Origin of the sequence: Dinghuibacter sp. (assembly GCF_035492835.1) — a bacterium.
GTDB lineage: Bacteria > Bacteroidota > Bacteroidia > Chitinophagales > Chitinophagaceae > Dinghuibacter.
The window spans coordinates 1-17,576 of the sequence record NZ_DATJIY010000106.1 but is presented as its reverse complement, the minus strand read 5'-3'; the positions used below and the strand labels follow the sequence as shown (position 1 = coordinate 17,576).

Here is a 17,576-nt window from a genome sequence, read left to right as displayed (position 1 = left end):
GTGTGGAGCAGGCTCGGGATTTCCTTGCCGTTGCCCTTGCGGTCGGCGCCGTGGCAGGACGCGCAGTTTTCCATAAAGATGGCCTGGCCCGCGGAAAGGGAAGCTACCTCTTTGCGGCGTTCCTCCAGTGAGATCATCTGGAGGACCCAAATGGCGTTGTTCCCGTTCTGGTAGAGGACGCCGTCGGTGTCCACGGCGTTGCCGCCCCACTCCGCGCCGCCGCTGTAACCCACGAGCAGGGTGCCCTGGGTGCTGGGTGGCAGGAATTTGTTGCCGTGCTGGTATTGGGCGAATTCCTTTTGTACATACCTCCGCGCGTCGGGGCTGAGGTCGGTCATGTCCGAGTCGGTGATGTCCTGGGCGCAAAAGGGTGCTGGCTTGAGCGGGTAAGGCTGGGTGGGCCAGGGCTTTTCACCGGGGAGGCCCTGGGTGGGTACGGGGCGTTCCTCCACGGGGAATATCGAGGCGCCGTTGTCGCGGTCGAGGACGTATACAAACCCATCCTTGGTCGCCTGAACGACGACGTCCATTTTTTTGCCATCGTGGGTGATGGTGGTGAGGTTTGGCGGGCACGGGATGTCGCGGTCCCAAAGGTCGTGGTGGATAGTTTGGTAGTACCATTTTAAATGCCCCGTTTCCGCGTCTAATGCCACGACGCAGTTGGCGTACAGGTTTTTTCCGGCGCGGTCGCCGCCGTAAAAGTCGGAGGAGGGGGAGCCGGTTCCGAAGTAGACCGTTCTTCTTTTTTCATCCAAGGCCATACCGGCCCAGGCATTGGTGCCGCCGGCCCATTGATAGGCGTCTTTGGGCCAGGTCTCGTAGCCAGGTTCGCCGGGTTGGGGGATCGTATGGAATGTCCATTTGAGTGTACCCGTCCTCGCGTCGAAGCCGCGGACGTAGCCGGGGGCGGCGTCGCCGGATTCGGAGACGGTGGAACCGATGATAAAGATGTCCTTATATATGATGCCCGGAGACGTGGCGTCGAGGAAGAGGTTGTTGACGGGGTGGTTGATGTCGAGACCGGTGTAGAGGCTGATGTGGCCGCTGTCGCCAAAGGTCTGCACGGGGCGGCCCGTTTCGACATCAATTTCGAAGAGCGTCGGGCCCACGGTATAGAGAATGGTGCTGTTCCAGTAGACGACGCCCCGGTTTTGGTTGTAGCGGTTCGTGTGGGGGTCGAATATCCATTTTTGCGCGCCGGTGGCGGGGTCGAGGGCAAAGAGCTGCATCCGTGGCGTGGTGCCGTAGAGGGTGTTGCCTACGACGATGGGCTGGCATTGCGTTTCTCGCTGGGTTCTTTTGTCGGTGTCGACGGCGTGATAGACCCAGACGGGCTTCAGGTCGTTGACATTGCTTGGGGTTATCTGGGTGAGCGCGGAATAGCGGTTTTCTTGTTTGTTGCCGCCGTAGGTGGGCCAGTCGGCTTCCTTTTGCCGGTGGCACGCGGTGAGCAGGACGAGGAAAGCTATCGCTATGCGTCTCATGGGTTGTAAAAGGTGTAGGTGATCGTCCAGTGATCGGTCTTACCGGGGGGGATGTCCAATTTTATATAGGGTTCCGGGCAGCCGATACGGGCGTTGGCCCAAAAGACGAGCTTGTCGAGGGGGCGGTCGGCGGTGATGTGGATGCCGGCGGTTTTGTTTTGTTCCCGGATGTCGTAGAGGGCGCCGCCGCTTATAATGGCGTAGGCGTCTTCTTTGCCCTGGAGTGTCGCGCCGATGGTGATGGTACTGTCGGTTGTTTTGACGCGCCGGGCTTGTTCCGTTCCGGTGATCTTCCAGGGGAGCTTTATGACGAAGTCGGTCGTGATCCGTTGGGAGTCGAGGACGAAAAGGTTGTGATCGTAGACCGTGGTGCTGATAGCGGATTGGCTGGTGTTGGTGAGGGTGTGCTCGATGCGGAAACCGGTGCGTGTGAGGCGGATGGTTTTCGTGTATACGTAGGCGTTGGTGAGCGTTTGCGTAAAGGTGATGGCGGACTTCGTGCTGCGCGTGTTCCAGACGCCAGAGTCGATTATCGGGTAATAGTGGAAAGGGTTATAGTTCGCGCTATCGGATACGGCCAGGCGGCCGACGCCGATGACGATGAAGTGGCCGTAGGGGGCGAAGGATTCGACCGGCCCCATGATGGCATCGTGTATCGTGGGGTCGTAGTGGTCGAACCACTGTCCGCAATACGTGTGGCCACGCCACTGGAGTGAGGGCATGACACCGGACCAGTCGAAGCGCGTCCCGCGATAGTAGGTACCGGGGGGATAGAACCGCGCATGCACGGGATCGTGAGCGAGGTCGACCGTAAGGGTCAAGGCCAGTAGCAGCAAAAGCTTCATGGCCGGATGATTGTGCCGTCGCGGCGGCGGATGGTCCAGTGGCCCGCGTGGTTGTTGATCGGGTATTTGGCGGCGAGGGTTTCGTTGACGTCTACGCCGAGACCGGGAGCTTCGTTGACATAGAGGTAACCGTTCTTGATCTCGGGGGTGCCGGGGAAGACCTCCTTGCATTTATCCGAGAAAAAAACGGACTCCTGGACGCCAAAATTCCAAATGGCCAGGTCGATGTGGCAATGGGCGGCGTGGCCGACGGGGGAAACGTCGCCGGGGCCGTGCCAGCCTGACTTGATGTTAAAGAATTCGCCCAGGCGCGCGATCTTCAACGCGGGGGTGATGCCGCCGACCTGGGACACGTGACAGCGGATATAGTCGAAAGAGCGCTTAACCATATATGGGATGAACTCGTTGGTGTTGTTGAAGAGCTCGCCCATGGCAAAAGGCACGGTGGTGGCGGCCCGCAGCTGGGGGAACCAGTCCATGTTCTCGGGGGAGACCGGGTCTTCGATCCAATAGGGGTTAAACTCCTCGATGCGTTTGCACATATTGATCATGTCCTGCGGCTGTACGCGCTCGTGGGTGTCGTGGAGGAGGTCGATGGATTCCCCGCAACGCTCGCGGACGGTCTTAAATAGCTTCGGGACGGCCTGTACATAAGCGATGGGGTCCATGAAGTCATCGGTGTCGCGGCCAAAACCCTCGTTTTTGAAGTCGGGTTGCTGCGCCAGGTAGAGGGAGCCGTAGCCGCCCTGCTGGATGCGGATATAGCGGAAGCCCTGGCTCATATATTTCTGGACATTATCGGCGACTTCTTCGGGGCTTTTACCGTCAGCGTGGGCATAGGCGGAGACCGCGAAACGCGACTTACCTCCGAGGAGCTGGTAGACGGGCATGTTCGCGCGTTTGCCCTTGATGTCCCACAGGGCCTGGTCGAGACCGCTGAGGGCGTTGTTGAGTACGGGGCCGTTGCGCCAGTAGGAGCTGACGAAAGCGGATTGCCACATGTCCTCGATGTTGTCGACGTCCTTGCCGATGCAAAAGTCGGGCAGGTAGTTGTTGATGGCGGCGACGACGACCTCGGCGCGTTGGGTGAAGGTGGCGCAGCCGATGCCATAGAGACCGGGCTCGCTGGTCTCGACCTTGACGAGGACGAGGTTGGCGCCTTCTGGGGCGGTCGCGATGGCTTTGACGTTTTTGATCTTGAGCGGCGGGAGGCCGGTGGGGCGTGGGGCGGAGCCCCGCGGGCCCGCGAGGGCAGCGGGGCCGGCGAGGCCCAGGAGACCGGCGGAGCCAAGGAACTTGATGAGGTCGCGGCGGTTGGTGGGGTTATTCATGTTGATGGTTATTTGCGGTGAGGGCGCCTCGGGCGGCGGCGAGCCGGTCGTACTTGGCGGCGGCTTCGGGGTTGCCCATCTTGCGGTAGGCGTCGGCGATCTGGGGGAGGACGGCGGGGTCGGTCGTGTCGCGGGCGTAGGCGGCGCGGAGCTCGATGACCTGGTTGGTATAGAAGCGGACGGGGGCGAGGTCCATGTTCCGCGGGTTGTTGCGGATGGCGTAGTCGAGGTATGGGAGGGCGTCTTCGGGGCGGTCCAGCTGGAGGTTCATGACAAAGAGGTAGTGGGCGATGTCGAAGCTGGGCGACTGGCTGAAGGCCTTGCCGAAGTAGTAGACGGCGTCGCCGTAGTCGTGGAGCTCGCCACAAACGTTCCCGGTCTTCTCGTAGTAGGCGGCTTCGGTGGGGTGCTCGAGGACGAGGGTTTCCATGACGGTGCGGGCGCCACTGAGGTCACGCTCCTTTATATAGTAGTCGTAGAGGTCGCTCATGGCGGCGGTCCAGGGCATACGGCGGAAGGCCATGTTGAAGGCGAGCTCTTCTTCTTCGGTGCCCGCCTTGATCGAGTCCTGCGGGATGCCCTGGCTGAAGGGCCAGCTGTTCCGGAGGTTCCAGACTTTGTAGACGCCGACGAGGGAGTCGACGCGGGTAATGGGCATGGCGGCTTTGAGCTGCGACAACGTCATGTCCTGGCCGGGCGGGACCTGTATGATGCCCTGGGTTTGGAGGGCGCGGTAAAAGACGTCTGACATCAGCGCATAGCCGTCGAGGTTGGGATGGACGTGCTCGAGCAGCAGCTCGGAGCCGATGCAATGACCGGGCGAAGCGGCCTCGAAGGCGGCCCTGGTGTCGACGAGGTGGGCGCCGGTTTCGCGGCAAAGCCCGATGATGATCGTATTAAGGGTATCGGGCGCGCGGAAGCGCAGCTCGTCGAGGGAGCGGGCTCTGTCGAAATATTTTTTGGCGGCAGCCGTATCACCGTGGCCGAACGCTAGGCGGCCAAGGTAATAATTGCAAAGGGCATGATACGGGAGGGCGTCGTTTGCCGCCTGGAAGTCGCGGTAGGCGGCGGCGGAGTCGCCGGTGGCGAGCGATTTCATGGCGGCGTCATAGTGCGACGCGAAGGCGGGGTAATGCGCGCTGTCCACGGGGGCGCTGATAAAGGGTTGCATGTCCTTCTCGTTGGAGACGAGGGTGCTCAGGAAGACGGGGATGCTCTCCCGCTCGAGCCCGGCCAGCGTTTTCCGCATGTTCCGCTCGAACTGTTCGATACCACGCTGATAGAGCGGGCTGTGAAGGGGAATGTTTTCCTCGCGAACCATCATCTCCATCCTCGTTTTGCCGGCTTCGTCTTTATGCGACGAGAACTTCGACACCACGCGGCCGATCAGCTGGACGGTGCGGAGCCCGCGGAGCCAGAGCATGCCGCGGATGACCAACGGTTTGCCACCGAGCCGTTCTGTGGAGCCGACGCCCAGGGCGCCGTAGTACTCGTTGTGGCCGGTATAGATCAGGACGGCGTCGGGCTGGTAGCCGGCTAGCTCACGGGCAAAGCCCTCGACGGTGTAGGAGTTGACGGCAGTGAGGGACAGGTTGACGACTTCGATGGTTCTGCCGGGGAAGGTATGCATCAACCGGTACTGCAGCCAGCGGTGGAAGGACCCGTTATGAAAGTAGGGATAGCCGATGGTGGTGGACTCGCCCAGCACGAAGATGCGCAGGGAGCCCGGCGCCTTTTCCTTCAGAAAGGGCTCGACGTTCCCGGTGGTGGCCATGGCGGGGTCGGAAAAATAACGCTGGGACGCCTCGGGGTTGAAGACGAGGTAGCGGTCGTCTGAGGGATAGGGTATGAACAGGCTAAGATCACGGCCATAATGGCATAGCCGGAGTGTCAGCTCCAGGAGGCAGAGGGCAAGGACTGGCAGCAATACCGCGATGATCTTGAAGAGTCGGGTTCTTTTCACATGGCATCGTTAGACCATAAAGATGCACTGCGGGACCTAATGGGGGTCTTAATATGGCACTAATTGGTCAAGATTTCGTGGAATGATTGCTGAAATTCTTCGCCGTACATCTGGTGGTATTCCTTGGCGAACTTTTCGAAAGCGACTTTGGCCAGGGAGTGGCGGCCTAGGATGCTGAGGCTTTTGCACTTTACCCGCAGGGCTTCCTCGTTGACGGGGTCGAAGAGGAAGATGCCGCCGGCGATCTCCAGGAGGAACTCGGGTTCGCCCTCGAAACGGAGGCTCGCGGAGGACAGGACGTCGAGGGCCTTGTCCGAGATTTCGCTTTGAATGTCATCGAGCCAGGGATAGGCCGTATCGGACAGGAAGGCGCCCCGGTGGATGATGGTCAACAGCTGGCGGATGTCGTCATGGCTGGGCGTGGACACGTGGACGAGCGTCAGGAAGTCGGCCAGGTCCATCCTGATCTGATCCTGGGCATAGTGAAGGACCCATTTATCGGCCTCCTTACCAATCCCGCAGGTGCCGAGCTTGTCGAGGATGGCCTTGAGCTTGACCATATTGACCGACCGGTTGTTCTGGGCGTCCTTGGCGGATTTGTCGCGCCAAAGGGTGGCGTAGAGCTTTTCGGAGGAGATGCCCTTGCCGGATTTCAGGGTGTGGATCGCGATCAGGAGGAACAGTTCTTTTAAAAGAGGAGTGAATAACTTAGTGAGCTCATGGGTCTCGGGGTCGTATACCTCGAACTGGCCAAAGAAGTACACCTGTGAACGAGGGTCGGGAGCGACGGGTGTAGGCGCGGGTGCGGGAGCGACGGGCGCGGGTGCCAGCGCGGGTATGTGTGCTGGTTTGGACGTGGCGGGCGTTTCGCGACGCTGCCGGCGGCGGGCGCTCCTCCAGACGGCTGCGGCGACGACCAGCGCGGCGGCGGCCCAGAGTGCGTACTTCCAGGGGAAATGGCGAACGGGCGCGGGCGCCACGGTGACGATGGCGTTTGGCGGAAATGCAATGGTGTACACCTTGACCTCGGTCACGTTCTCCTTATTCGTGTACAGCGTGAGGGCGAGCAGCCGCTGGCTGTGCGGGGCGTAAAAGAGGTCGGCGAAGGATTTGACGTCGTAAAACGAATACGGGATCGAGTCGCCCATCCGGCTGTATACCGGCGCCGACAGGGAACCCTTGATCAGCTGGAGGGCGGAATTGAACTTGTCGTTCTGGAAGATCAGGCCATAGTAGTTGCGCCCGGCGGAGTCGATGACCAGGCTGTTGGCAAAGCAAAACGGCGTGGAGGGCTCCGAGAGATGATACAGTACTTTAAACCGCTGGTCTTTGACGCTATACGCAACGAGGTCATAGTCGTACCGGGGGTTCACCATCTGGTCGCCGGTGTTGGAACCATAGCCCCCGATGATAAAGGCGGTATCCCCGCTGACGCCGAGGGCCGCGAGATAGCGCGGCGTGAATGCGTCGCCCCCCGGGTGAAGCACTTCCCATTTGTGCGTGACGAGGCTGTAGCGCTGGACGAGGTTCTTATAGTGCAGCTGTCCGTAACCGCCGACGACATACAAGGCGGTGTCGCCATACGAGAGGAATTTATTGGCCTGCCAGAACTCGGTCAGCGGGCCCACGGGGAACTCGCCGGTCCAGCGGCGGGTGGACGGGTTGTAGGTGCGGACGCTTTTTTCGTCGATGTCGACGTCGTAGATGAAACCGGAGCGCGGGTCGACGATGGATTGGTTGCCGGGGGGCAGGTTGGCGGCGGGCGCCTGGAGCGGCCAGCCCGTGACCTGGCCCTTCTGGACGTCGTAGGTATAGAGCGAATCGGCTCCTACGATGTACAGCTTTTCGGTGGCCGCGTCAAAAGCGACCGATGGCGTCCCGGATATCTCCAGCGTCGCGGCGGACTGCCAGTTCTGGTGGAGGGGTTTTATCCAGTTGGGGTTGGCGATCTGGGCCACGCGACGGGATACGCTGTCAAAGGCCTCGCCCCCGGCGCTCTCCGCCAGCGGCCAGTAGAAGCGCGTCTCCCCCTTCTCCGCGATCCGCAGGTCCTTGATGTTCATAGGCGGGATGTCCGCGGTTTGAAACTCTTCGAGACTGCTCACGCCAAAACACATCCGGTAACAGAGGTCCCCCTTCCAGGGAAAACGGGTGACGCCCTTTTGGACGTGGTTGACTGACCAGGAAACGGTCTGGTCCTTCCGGTCGAAATGGATACCCACGGGGGTCCAGCCGGTATAGAGGTGGGGGGAGTCGATGGTAAAGGAGCCGCGGATCGATTCTCCGATGATCAGGTTGAAGTTGTGGAGCTTCTCGTTGAAAACGAGGTCGATGTTCTGGTGGTCGGCGGTAATGATCCGGAAAACATAGCCGAAATAGACTTCCATGTTCGGCTCGAGCATCAGGTCGAAGGAAAGATCCGCGTCGTCCCTGAAACAAAGGTTATCCGTGGGGGTTAAGTTGAGCGTCGTTCTTCTTTCCTGTACCGCCTCATGACTGGAGAACCGCAACCCGTAGGACTGGGCATTTGTTAGTTGGTGACAAAAAGAGCATAACAATATAGCACAGATAAGTCCTCGCATATGGCAGTAAAGGCTAAAAATACGCATTTTTCACGATGACATCCGCCCTCCTCGAGGCGGGTGTCACGACAAGGCGTTTCAGTTTTCCGTCCTCTACCGTTCCTTCCACGGTGGTATTGCCGGGGGCGTGGAGCTTGAAGTCGGCGTTCCAATCGGCTGGCCAGGCTTCGAGCAGCCGGATGGTTTTCCCTTCCGCCTGGAGCAGCATCAGCTGGAGACCGTTCTGGCCGTTGCCGCCGTTGTCTTCGTCGGGCTTGTAGTCGTGGCCGGTGGCCCAGAAGGCGGGGAATTTCAGGTCGGGGTCTTTACGGGTGAGGTTGAAGGAGACGTATTTCCTTGCGGTTTCTGCATCGCCAAGGTAGGCGGCCTGGATGGGGTCCTGGACCCAGCAGCCGGGCTCGGTGAATTTTCTGGCGTTGAATGTGTTGATGGCGAGGTCGAGGTTGGGCTTGCCCAGGCCGAAGAGACGGAAGGGGTAGACGGCGTAGAGCTCGGGGTTTTCGAGGTTGCGTCCCTTTGCGGTTTGAGGACCGGTGTAGGGCAGCAGGATCGGTTTGCCGTCTTTGTCTATGCCGACCGGGAGCTCGGGGAGCTCGGCGTAGAGGCGCTTGTATTGCGGGTCGTCGGTGATTTTTATGAGGCGTTGGAGCACGGCGTGCAACCCGGCGATGTCCGGGGCGGGGTCGTGGACCTTCCAGAACTGTTCGATGGCGTTATCGGGGTCGAGGAGGAGTTTTCCGGCCGAATCCCGTTTGAAGTGCCGGTCGAAAAAGGTGAGGCCGGCTTTTGCAATCGGCAGCAGGGTGTCGCGCAGGAACGCCTTGTTGCCCGTGTACGCGTAATAGTCGAGCATCATCATGCTCAACTCCAGGATGGGCGTGAAATAGTGCCGGGTCCAGGATTCTTCGACCTCCGGGCCGACGTAGGGGAGACCGCCCCAGAAGGGCGCGGTTTCCTGGAAGTAGGCGCCGGCGTGGTGGTAATATCGGTTTACCTGTTGCTCGTTGGGTTTGAGCATGTGTAAATACATACCGAACAGGGGGCGCATCATGTCGTGGTCGCCGCTTTGCAGCAGGGGCCAATACATCGGGCGGGTGTTCTGGAACCAATACTGTCCGCCCCAGGCGCGGTAGTCGTTGCTTACGGTAAAGATCGATCCGTTGAATTTGATGGGGTACGCTCCCCTACCCCCGCAGGCGGTGACGAAGCGTTGGAGGATATACCCCCGGGTGACGGCGGAGTCGTTCTTGATGTAGATCCAGGAGCGGTTCCAGAAACGGCGCCACCAGGCTTCGTGGGCGGCGCGGTTCGCTTTGGCGGTTTTGGAGAGCTCCTGGAGGAATATCGCCCGGGTCGGGGCCGTGAGGACGTCGATGGTTACGGTGTGTTTTGTCGCCCTGATGGCGCCGCCAAAGGTCCGGCCGGCCAGGTGGGGGTCGGCGTCGCTGGGGTTTTCGTGGTACCAAAGGTTGTTCTGTACGGTGTCTTCTTTGCGCCAGTCTTCCAGCGTGGCTTTCAGGGTGGTGCTGGATTCGACGTTGATGACGGGATGGTTGGCGTCAACCCAGATGCGCAGGGTGTCCATGCCTTGCCGGATAAGGATATCGCCTTTGGTGAGCCGGAGCGTCTGGTGGAAGCTTGAGCCGGGTGGCAGGCCGGTATGTACGCGGATTTTGCCCAACTTCATTAGGACTCCACCTGTTTTCATCCAGGTATCCCATCCGGGCTCGGTCTGGGAGCCCCAGGCATCCGTTTTTCCTATATAAAAACACACGTCGCCGTTGGATTCGGTCCATACGTTGAGACCGACGTCGCCGTTGCCCAGGGGCATGGAAGCGGTGGAATCGGGGCCGGGGGTGGTCCAGTCGACGGAGTAGGCGTCGGGGGAATGTTGCGCGGCGGCGCCGGCTGTTACGAGCAGGAGGGGAAGAAGGAGTGTACGCATAGTGCAAGCAGTCTTTGCAAATCAACGGCTTGACGCCTAATAAAAGGGCTAATTGGGGCCTAATTAGTGGTCAAAGCTCGAATAATAATTGCTCGCCGTGGTTCTTTTCCCGGACCTCCCGGATGAAATTGTCGTAGGCGGCGCCCTGGTCGTCGTATACGCCGTAGGCGTTGAGGCTATAACCGTAGCGGTCGTCGGTCGTCTCGAAGACATACACGATGGACATATCGGAGGGGTCGCTTGCGCCCTCAAAACGGTATACCTTGATGATAAGAAGGTCGGCGGGGCGGTAAAAACGGGTGTCGTCCGCGGTCATGCCGTTCTGGGTGTAGTTCAGCTCGGGTATGCCCCTTTCGGCAAGGCGGTTCAAAACTTCGGTCAGCGTGCTCATCTCGGACATAAGGCGTATTTTACCCGCGGAAGGTAGTGAAAAAAGATTGGTCTTTGCGTGTCCTATTTGTCTTATCCCGTTTGACGTATATAAAAACATTCTTTATGAACCAGTTCCTGATCATCGTCCGGGGCAGCGACCATTCCACGACCAGCCCCGAAACCATGCAAAAACGGCTCAACCTTTTTGGCGAATGGGTCCAGAAGGTGCTCGACGGCCGGTATGTGTCCGGCGCGCCCCTGGAGGAAAGCGACGCCCGCCTGCTCAAGAACAAAAAGGAGGTCCTCACGGACGGTCCCTTTATGGATTCCAAGGAAATGATCTCCGGGTACATCGTCATCAACGCCGCCGATGTAAACGAGGCCGTTGCCCTGGCACAGCAATGCCCCCTGATCGAAGAGTTCCAGCTCGAGGTCAGGAAGCTAAAACCCATGATGTAGGATGCAGGACGTCCGCCAGCTGGTCGACCATCTTTTCCGCCGGGAAGCGGGAAAGATGGTCTCTATCCTGACCAGGCTGTTCGGGTTGCACAACCTGGAGCTGGTGGAGGACATCGTCCAGGATACGCACCAGCAGGCGCTGTTGGATTGGTCTTGTTCCCGGGGGCTTCCGGACAATCCGGCGGGGTGGCTGATGACGGTGGCGCGGCGCAAGGCGATCAACGCCATACGGCGGGAGGCTCGCGTGCGGTCTTTTGCGGTCGAGGTCGATGCGCTGTTGAAGTCTGATTGGACGGTCTCGTTTGCATTCGACAATGTATTCCTGGAGAGCGAGATTTTCGACAGTCAGCTACGGATGATATTTACGTGTTGCCATCCGTCATTGCCGGTGGAGTCGCAGGTGGCGCTGACGTTACGGACTTTGTGCGGGTTTAGCGTCGGGGAGATCGCCTCGGCGCTGCTGACAACGGAGGCCAATGTCAATAAGCGGCTCTACCGCGCGCGGGAGGGTTTCCGGACCCGCCTGATCGATTTTGCCGTGCCCTCGGGGGCTTCGCTGCCTGCGCGCCTCGATGCGGTGTTGCTGGTGCTGTATCTCCTTTTCAATGAAGGCTATCACTCGTCCGGGGATTTTTTAATCCGCAAGGACCTTTGCCTGGAGGCCATGCGGCTGGCCATGTTGTTGATGGACCGGCCAGACCTGAAGGGATACCCACAGACGCCGGCGTTACTGGCGTTGATGTGTTTCCATTCGGCCCGGTTCGACGCGCGGGTCGATGGGAATGAATGCCTGGTGTTGCTCGAGGAGCAGGACCGGTCGCGTTGGGACAGGGATTTAATCGGTGAGGGACTGCGCTTTTTGTCGTTGTCCGCCGTTGGCTCCGGCCTTTCGGCTTTTCATTTGGAGGCGGCTATAGCGGCGGAGCATTGTTTGGCCCCTTCCTTTCCGGCCACCAACTGGGAGAAGATTTACGACTATTATACGGCCTTGCATGCGCTGAAGCCATCGGCGGTGATCCGGATGAATATGGCCATCGTGCGTGGGATGATTTCGGGACCGCTTGCCGCCATTCCGCTGCTTTTAGGCCTTTTGGAGCCCCTGGCGTCATATCCGTTGTTGTACGCGTCGTTGGGGGAGTTTTATTTCCAGTGCGGGGATTTTGCCCGGGCGCTGGAGTGTTTTTTAGACGCGCGGCGGTTGACGAAGGCGCCGGCGGTTATCGAGGTGCTGGATAGGAAGATGCGCGCTTGCACGAATTAGTTGTATTTTACTATTTATATGAACACACAAGAACAGATCGAACGGTACATCGCCAGCCAACCCGAACAAAAACGGCACGACATGCAAGATTTGCACCTGCGTATACTTCAAGCGTCACCGGGATGCAAATTATGGTTCGAGGACGGTAAAGACAGCACGGGCAAGACCGTCAGCAACCCCAATATAGGGTATGGATTATATACCATTAAATATGCGGACGGGAAAACCAGGGAATTCTTTCAGATTGGCATCAGTGGTAACACAACCGGGATCTCCGTCTATGTTATGGGTATCAAGGACAAGAAATACCTGGCGCAGACCTATGGCAGCGCTTTAGGAAAAGCCAGCGTCACGGGGTATTGCATTAAGTTCAAAGCGTTGAAGGATATTGACGTGGATGTGCTCCTGGCGGCGATACGATATGGGTTTGAGGGTCATCAATCTGGTTAAAACAAAGGGCATTTGGGTTACAGGCAACGCCGTTCGATTGCAGACCTTTGCTTCATGAAAGCAATAAAAATCTACGAGTTCGGCGAGCCGGACGTGATGAGGATCGTTGAGGTGGAACGCCCGGTTCCCGCAGCGGATGAAATCCTGGTAAAGGTGTACGCCGCCAGTGTAAACCCGGCCGATTACATCGTACGCCGGGGAGGAAATGAGGGTTTGAAACCGCTTTTGAGGTTGCCGATGGGATTAGGCCTGGATGCGGCAGGGATGGTAGAAGAGGTAGGCAGCGAAGTCACCGAATTTAAAAAAGGCGACCGTGTATATGGCGTGCCCAATTATCTGGATGGCAGCTACACGGAATATCTTGCAGCGAAATCAGACCAATTTGCCCTTATGCCGCAGACGATCGGCTTTAACGAAGCCGGCTCGCTGCCAGCCTGTGCCCGTATGGCCTGGAGCGGCATGGTCGGGAAGGCAAAGGTACAGCCGGGCCAGCGTGTATTGGTCCATGGCGCGGCGGGAGGTATCGGCAACCTGGCGTTACAGTTTGCCAAAGCCCATGGCGCCTATGTCATCGGTACGGCATCGGCACACAATGCCGGATTCTTAAAACAGCTGGGCGCCGACGAAGTGATTGACTATACCACACAAAAATTCGAGGATATTGTAAGCGATATGGATGTGGTATTCAATGCCACCCATACCACTACCGTTGACGAAGCGTTGCGGCTGAGGTCTGTTGCGGTCTTGAAAGAAGGCGGTATCTTTGTATGCACGCATGGAGTGTGGCCCAATGAGGAGTTTAAGGGACTGCTGGCCAGGAAAAACGCAACGGTTGCCATGGCCGGCGTCGGTATCCATCACCAGCATTGCCTGACAGAGGTGGCCAAACTGATCGACGCCGGCAAAGTGAAAGCGATTGTCAACAAGGTTTACCCATGGGAGCAGGCGGCCGAGGCGCATCGCGATATCGAAACGAAACACGTCCGCGGGAAGATCGTACTTGAAATCCGTAAAGCATATGATGCACTATAAAACGATCAGCGAATGGTTCGACGACTGGCAAATGCCAAAGCCCGAACATCCGCTCATCAGTGTAGCCGAAGTGGACGTTACCAGGCTGATGCGCAGTGGCGATACCTTCACCTGTTTTTGCGACTTCTTTTGCATAGCCATAAAACGGGTTACCGGCGCCGAAGACCTCAAATTGAAATACGGGCAGCAACCCTATGATTTTAATGAAGGGATCATGTCTTTTGTATCGCCCGGCCAGGTAACCAGCCTTTCGGTCGACAAGGACGTCGAAGTAAAGCAATCGGGATGGCATGTCATCGTCCATCCCGATTTCCTGTGGAACACGCCATTAGCCAATACTATTAAAAGATATGAATTTTGGGATTATGCGGTAAACGAATCCCTGTTTCTTTCGGAGAAAGAAGAAGAGATCATCATCGGCATCATTCAAAATATCCACCGCGAAACGCACGCCAATATTGACCAATTCAGCAAGCAGATCATTATATCACAGCTGGAAAGTTTGCTCAGCTATGCCGAGCGGTTTTACAACCGCCAGTTCATTACACGCGAAAAGGCTAACCACCATGTGCTCGATCGGCTGAAAAAAGAGCTGGACGATTATTTTGACAGTGGGTTGCCGGCAACCAAAGGATTGCCCACCGTAAACGACATGGCCGCCCTGCTGCATATCTCCCCCAAATACCTGAGCAGCCTTTTACGGATGCATACGGGGCAAAACACCCAGCACTATATCCACGAAAAGCTGATTGAAAGGGCTAAAGAAAGGATTTCCACCAGTGAACTATCCATGAGCGAGATCGCTTACGAATTGGGATTTGAACACTTGCAATCTTTTAGCCGGTTGTTTAAGGCGAAGACGCGGCTTTCACCCCTGGAGTTCAGGCGGTCGTTCAAAAATTAGTCGATGAGGTAGTCCCGGCGTTCGAAGGGCTTTAGGGTGATCGGTTGGTTACCTCTTATGGTTGTCGCCTGGGGCTTATCCGTAGGGTTGTAGACTTCGATCCGGCGGCCGCGGATAGCCGCGACGACGATATTGGGATTGGTAAGGCGGATGCCGGGACCGGTTGCCGGGCCGGCGGTTGGGGGCATGGCGGCTTCTTCGCCGAGCTTGTAGCAGTCGGCGAGGTTGCGGGGGCCGTGGGGGGTGAGGACGTAGGTGAAGACGGCCCAGCCTTCCTGGTCGGCTTTGTAGTTGGTGTGCCAGTAGTTGTTCATGGCGTAGGAATAGAAGGTCTGGATGGGCTGGAAGGTCTTTTTCCAGGGACTGACGGAGGCGCCGGCGGGGATGACTTCGCTGCGCATCGAGCCCCATTCCATGATGGGGGTTTCGAGGGGGCAGAGGGTTACGCCCTCCTTCGCGTTGGAGACGTCCATCCATTTGCCGACATAGCCGAAGTCGCGGTTGCCACCGGGGAGGGTGTCGGAGAAGGGATGGTAAGGGAAGGCGCCGTTGTCGGCTACGAGGTCGGCGCCGGGGATATCGAAGGGGAAGGCGAAATGGACGGCTTCCTTGGTGCGGACCTTTTCCTTGTCGATGCTGTCGACGATCGTAAGGGCGCCGCTGACGTTGTCGAGGCGGTATTCGATGGTTAGTTTTCTGGCGCCGGGGGCGTCGGCGTCGATGCGGATGACGGTGAGGAGGGGGCCGTTCTCGGTGGTGTCGATGCGCTTGACCTTGGCTGTTTGCGCCCCGGCGGGATCACGGCCCGGGACGTATAGGTATTGGTTGAAGCCGGGGCGTATCAGGTTGCGGCCGCGCCATGTGAGCGTTATCAGCGCGCCGGTGGATGGGTCGATCGTAACGTTTATCGGTCTCTCGGTATTATCCATATGGGAAGACTCTCCATGCTGGAGGGTGATGCCGGTGTAGGCCGGGATGTTGGGGAGGTATACCAGCCGTTCGCCGGTGGATAGGGCCTGTTGGAGTAACGGCGAGCCGTCTGGTGCGACGATATTGGCATTATCGGGGACCCTTACGGTGGTGTGGATGGGCCAGGAATGAGGGTTGTAGATTTGGGCGCCCTGGGGTCTTATGGTTTTTTCGAGGCTGTCGGCTTCCGTCAGGAAGTCTCGTTTGAATTGCCACTGGGCGGTGGTGAAGGGGTTGTCGGGGTCGGTGATGCTGGACCAGGCGCCCCAGGTGTGTTCGTCGAACATCACTACGCCGCGCCAGGCCCTGTCGGTTTTTGTTGCGCCGGCGGCTTCGTCGCGCTCGAGGGCGGCGCGGACGCGGCGGTTCCACCCGAGCTCGGCGGCGGTGGAGGCGGCGCCGTCTTCCCAATAGGGGGACATGTCGCCGGAATATACGGGCAGCTTGCATGCTTGTTCGATTTTGCCAAGCACCATGGCTGGCGTGGAAAGCACGAGCTTGGGGTACAGGTACTGCTCGTTCCAGTTTTTGACGAAGTCGCTGATACCGGTGTCCAAAGGCGCGTTGTCGGAAATGATGTTGTATCGTACGAGGGCATAGCGGTAGGGATACTTTTCGTCGTTGAGGCGGTTGACGTAGGCCAGGAGGCGCTGGGTGAGGCGGACGGGTTCGCGCGCGCCGGCGGAACCGTGGAACCAGGCGTAGGAGGAACCGGCGATGTCGGTGAGTACCTTTTCATCGCTGCCGGGGACTTTCCAATAGAAGGGCTTATCGGCCCAGCTTTTGAGCACCCCGCCGATACGGTCGGAGGGGTTGGGGCCGGCGGAAAAATATTTGATACCGGCGCGTTGCATCCCCTGGACAAAGCTCCAGGAGTAGCCGGGGACGTCGGTGATCATGGCGGAGTTGATCTTTATGTTGAACCGCTTTTCCAGTGTACGGGCGTAGGACGTGAGGTGATCCAGCTCTTCGGCATCCATCAAACCGGTCAGCTCGTTGGCATAGAAGGCCTGGAGGGTAAGGCGACCGGTGTGGAGGGCGTCGGCAAAGGCCTGGGTTTCCGTGGCGTCGGCGCTGTCGAGGAAGTTTTCGACGGCCCACAGGCTTTCCACGTTCCAGCGGAACCGGGCGGCCTCGGGGTAGTCTTTTGTCTTTTGGATGAGGGCGATGGCCTTTTTGAGGTTGTCGTTCTGGATCCTCGCGACTTCCTGTTGTAGGTTGGAGTAGCCGATGTCGGTGTGGGAGTGGGAGACGAGGTGGACCTCGAGCGGCACGAGCCGGTCTAGCTTGAAGGTGTCCGTGGGTAGCGGTTGTCCGTCGAGAGCCATTTGAAGCCGCAGGATTTTGTCGCGCGCCTGGTACTTGAAGCAATATTGAAGCTCGTTGTAGTCGTTGTGGACGCCGTGGGGTTCTCCGTTGATGGTGAGGGTGCCGTTTGGCTTCTTGTAGGCGCCGTAAATACGTACCATTCTCAGCGTGTCGCCGTTGGGGGCGCGTTTGAGGAGCGGCAGCACCTCTGCTTCGAATTGATCGCTGATGTGGTATTGATAGACCATGAGCCAGTCCTGGGAGTTCATTTTCCGGCCGGCTATCGCCAGTCTCACGGGTTTGCCCTTTGTGAGCATCTTTAGGGGGATGGCCAGGGTGACGCGGCCGGTGACGTCGTTGTTGTGGTCGAGGGCCCTTTTTTCGAAACGGATGGAGACGCCGTTGTCGTTCCTGTAAAACCAGCCGGGTTCGGCGTAGTTTTTATGGGTGGTGATTGTGAGGGTTTCTTTGTCGTTGACGTATAGGTCGTACGGTTCGTCGCCCTGCGCGGTGCCGGCGGCGTTGCCGCCTACCCAGGTGAAGTAGACGGTGTCGCCGTTGTAATTTTTCGGGACGGCTTCGGTCTCCCAGGTGATGGTATCCTGGCCGGTGTTGACACGGGTGAGCAGGGCCTGGGTCGCCATGGGGGTGTAGGAGCCGTAGCCTATGGT

At 58.6% G+C, this 17,576-nt stretch carries 13 protein-coding genes; 5 read left to right on the top strand and 8 right to left on the bottom strand.

The genetic code is table 11. The features are described from left to right. From VL547_RS10270 to VL547_RS10240, 7 genes are all read right to left on the bottom strand, one after another. Positions 1–1,484, bottom strand: a 1,484-nt coding sequence (locus VL547_RS10270) for a c-type cytochrome (RefSeq protein WP_325577572.1), incomplete at its 3' end; no start/stop codon positions are given. Next, positions 1,481–2,329 carry a hypothetical protein gene (locus VL547_RS10265; RefSeq protein WP_325577571.1) on the bottom strand — a complete coding sequence of 283 codons (849 nt, stop codon included), beginning with the start codon at positions 2,327–2,329 and terminating at the stop codon, positions 1,481–1,483. The genes VL547_RS10265 and VL547_RS10270, both read right to left, overlap by 4 nt. Then, the gene (locus tag VL547_RS10260; RefSeq protein ID WP_325577570.1) at positions 2,326–3,660 is read right to left on the bottom strand and encodes an enolase C-terminal domain-like protein; all 1,335 of its coding nucleotides are present in this window, start codon (positions 3,658–3,660) and stop codon (positions 2,326–2,328) included. The genes VL547_RS10265 and VL547_RS10260 overlap by 4 nt, the downstream gene beginning before the upstream one ends. Then, positions 3,653–5,623 carry a hypothetical protein gene (locus VL547_RS10255; protein WP_325577569.1) on the bottom strand — a complete coding sequence of 657 codons (1,971 nt, stop codon included), beginning with the start codon at positions 5,621–5,623 and terminating at the stop codon, positions 3,653–3,655. The genes VL547_RS10260 and VL547_RS10255 overlap by 8 nt, the downstream gene beginning before the upstream one ends. A 59-nt stretch (positions 5,624–5,682) precedes the next feature. Then, positions 5,683–8,181, bottom strand: coding sequence for a hypothetical protein (locus VL547_RS10250; protein ID WP_325577568.1), 2,499 nt, complete (start codon positions 8,179–8,181; stop codon positions 5,683–5,685). 37 nt (positions 8,182–8,218) lie between these two features. Next, positions 8,219–10,150, bottom strand: a complete 1,932-nt coding sequence (locus tag VL547_RS10245; protein ID WP_325577567.1) for a DUF5703 domain-containing protein — start codon at positions 10,148–10,150, stop codon at positions 8,219–8,221. A gap of 70 nt (positions 10,151–10,220) precedes the next feature. Continuing rightward, positions 10,221–10,550 (bottom strand): hypothetical protein, encoded by a 330-nt coding sequence (locus VL547_RS10240; protein WP_325577566.1) that lies wholly within the window; start codon positions 10,548–10,550, stop codon positions 10,221–10,223. A 95-nt stretch (positions 10,551–10,645) separates the two neighbouring features. Between VL547_RS10240 and VL547_RS10235 the strand changes: the two genes are divergently transcribed. From VL547_RS10235 to VL547_RS10215, 5 genes are read left to right on the top strand one after another with little or no spacing between them, the layout of a single operon-like run. Then, positions 10,646–10,981: a YciI family protein gene (locus VL547_RS10235; RefSeq protein ID WP_325577565.1), complete on the top strand. Its 336-nt coding sequence runs from the start codon at positions 10,646–10,648 to the stop codon at positions 10,979–10,981. A gap of 1 nt (position 10,982) precedes the next feature. Next, the gene (locus VL547_RS10230) at positions 10,983–12,242 is read left to right on the top strand and encodes an RNA polymerase sigma factor (RefSeq protein WP_325577564.1); all 1,260 of its coding nucleotides are present in this window, start codon (positions 10,983–10,985) and stop codon (positions 12,240–12,242) included. Positions 12,243–12,260: 18 nt separating this feature from the next. Next, a complete protein-coding gene (locus VL547_RS10225) occupies positions 12,261–12,692 on the top strand; it encodes a DUF1801 domain-containing protein (protein ID WP_325577563.1) in 432 nt (143 codons plus the stop codon). A gap of 54 nt (positions 12,693–12,746) precedes the next feature. After that, the gene (locus VL547_RS10220; protein ID WP_325577562.1) at positions 12,747–13,724 is read left to right on the top strand and encodes an NADP-dependent oxidoreductase; all 978 of its coding nucleotides are present in this window, start codon (positions 12,747–12,749) and stop codon (positions 13,722–13,724) included. Next, positions 13,711–14,628, top strand: coding sequence for an AraC family transcriptional regulator (locus VL547_RS10215; RefSeq protein WP_325577561.1), 918 nt, complete (start codon positions 13,711–13,713; stop codon positions 14,626–14,628). The genes VL547_RS10220 and VL547_RS10215 overlap by 14 nt, the downstream gene beginning before the upstream one ends. Here the strand turns inward: VL547_RS10215 and VL547_RS10210 are convergent. Continuing rightward, positions 14,625–17,576, bottom strand: a 2,952-nt coding sequence (locus VL547_RS10210; protein ID WP_325577560.1) for a hypothetical protein, incomplete at its 5' end; no start/stop codon positions are given. The two genes, VL547_RS10215 and VL547_RS10210, sit on opposite strands and share 4 nt — an antisense overlap.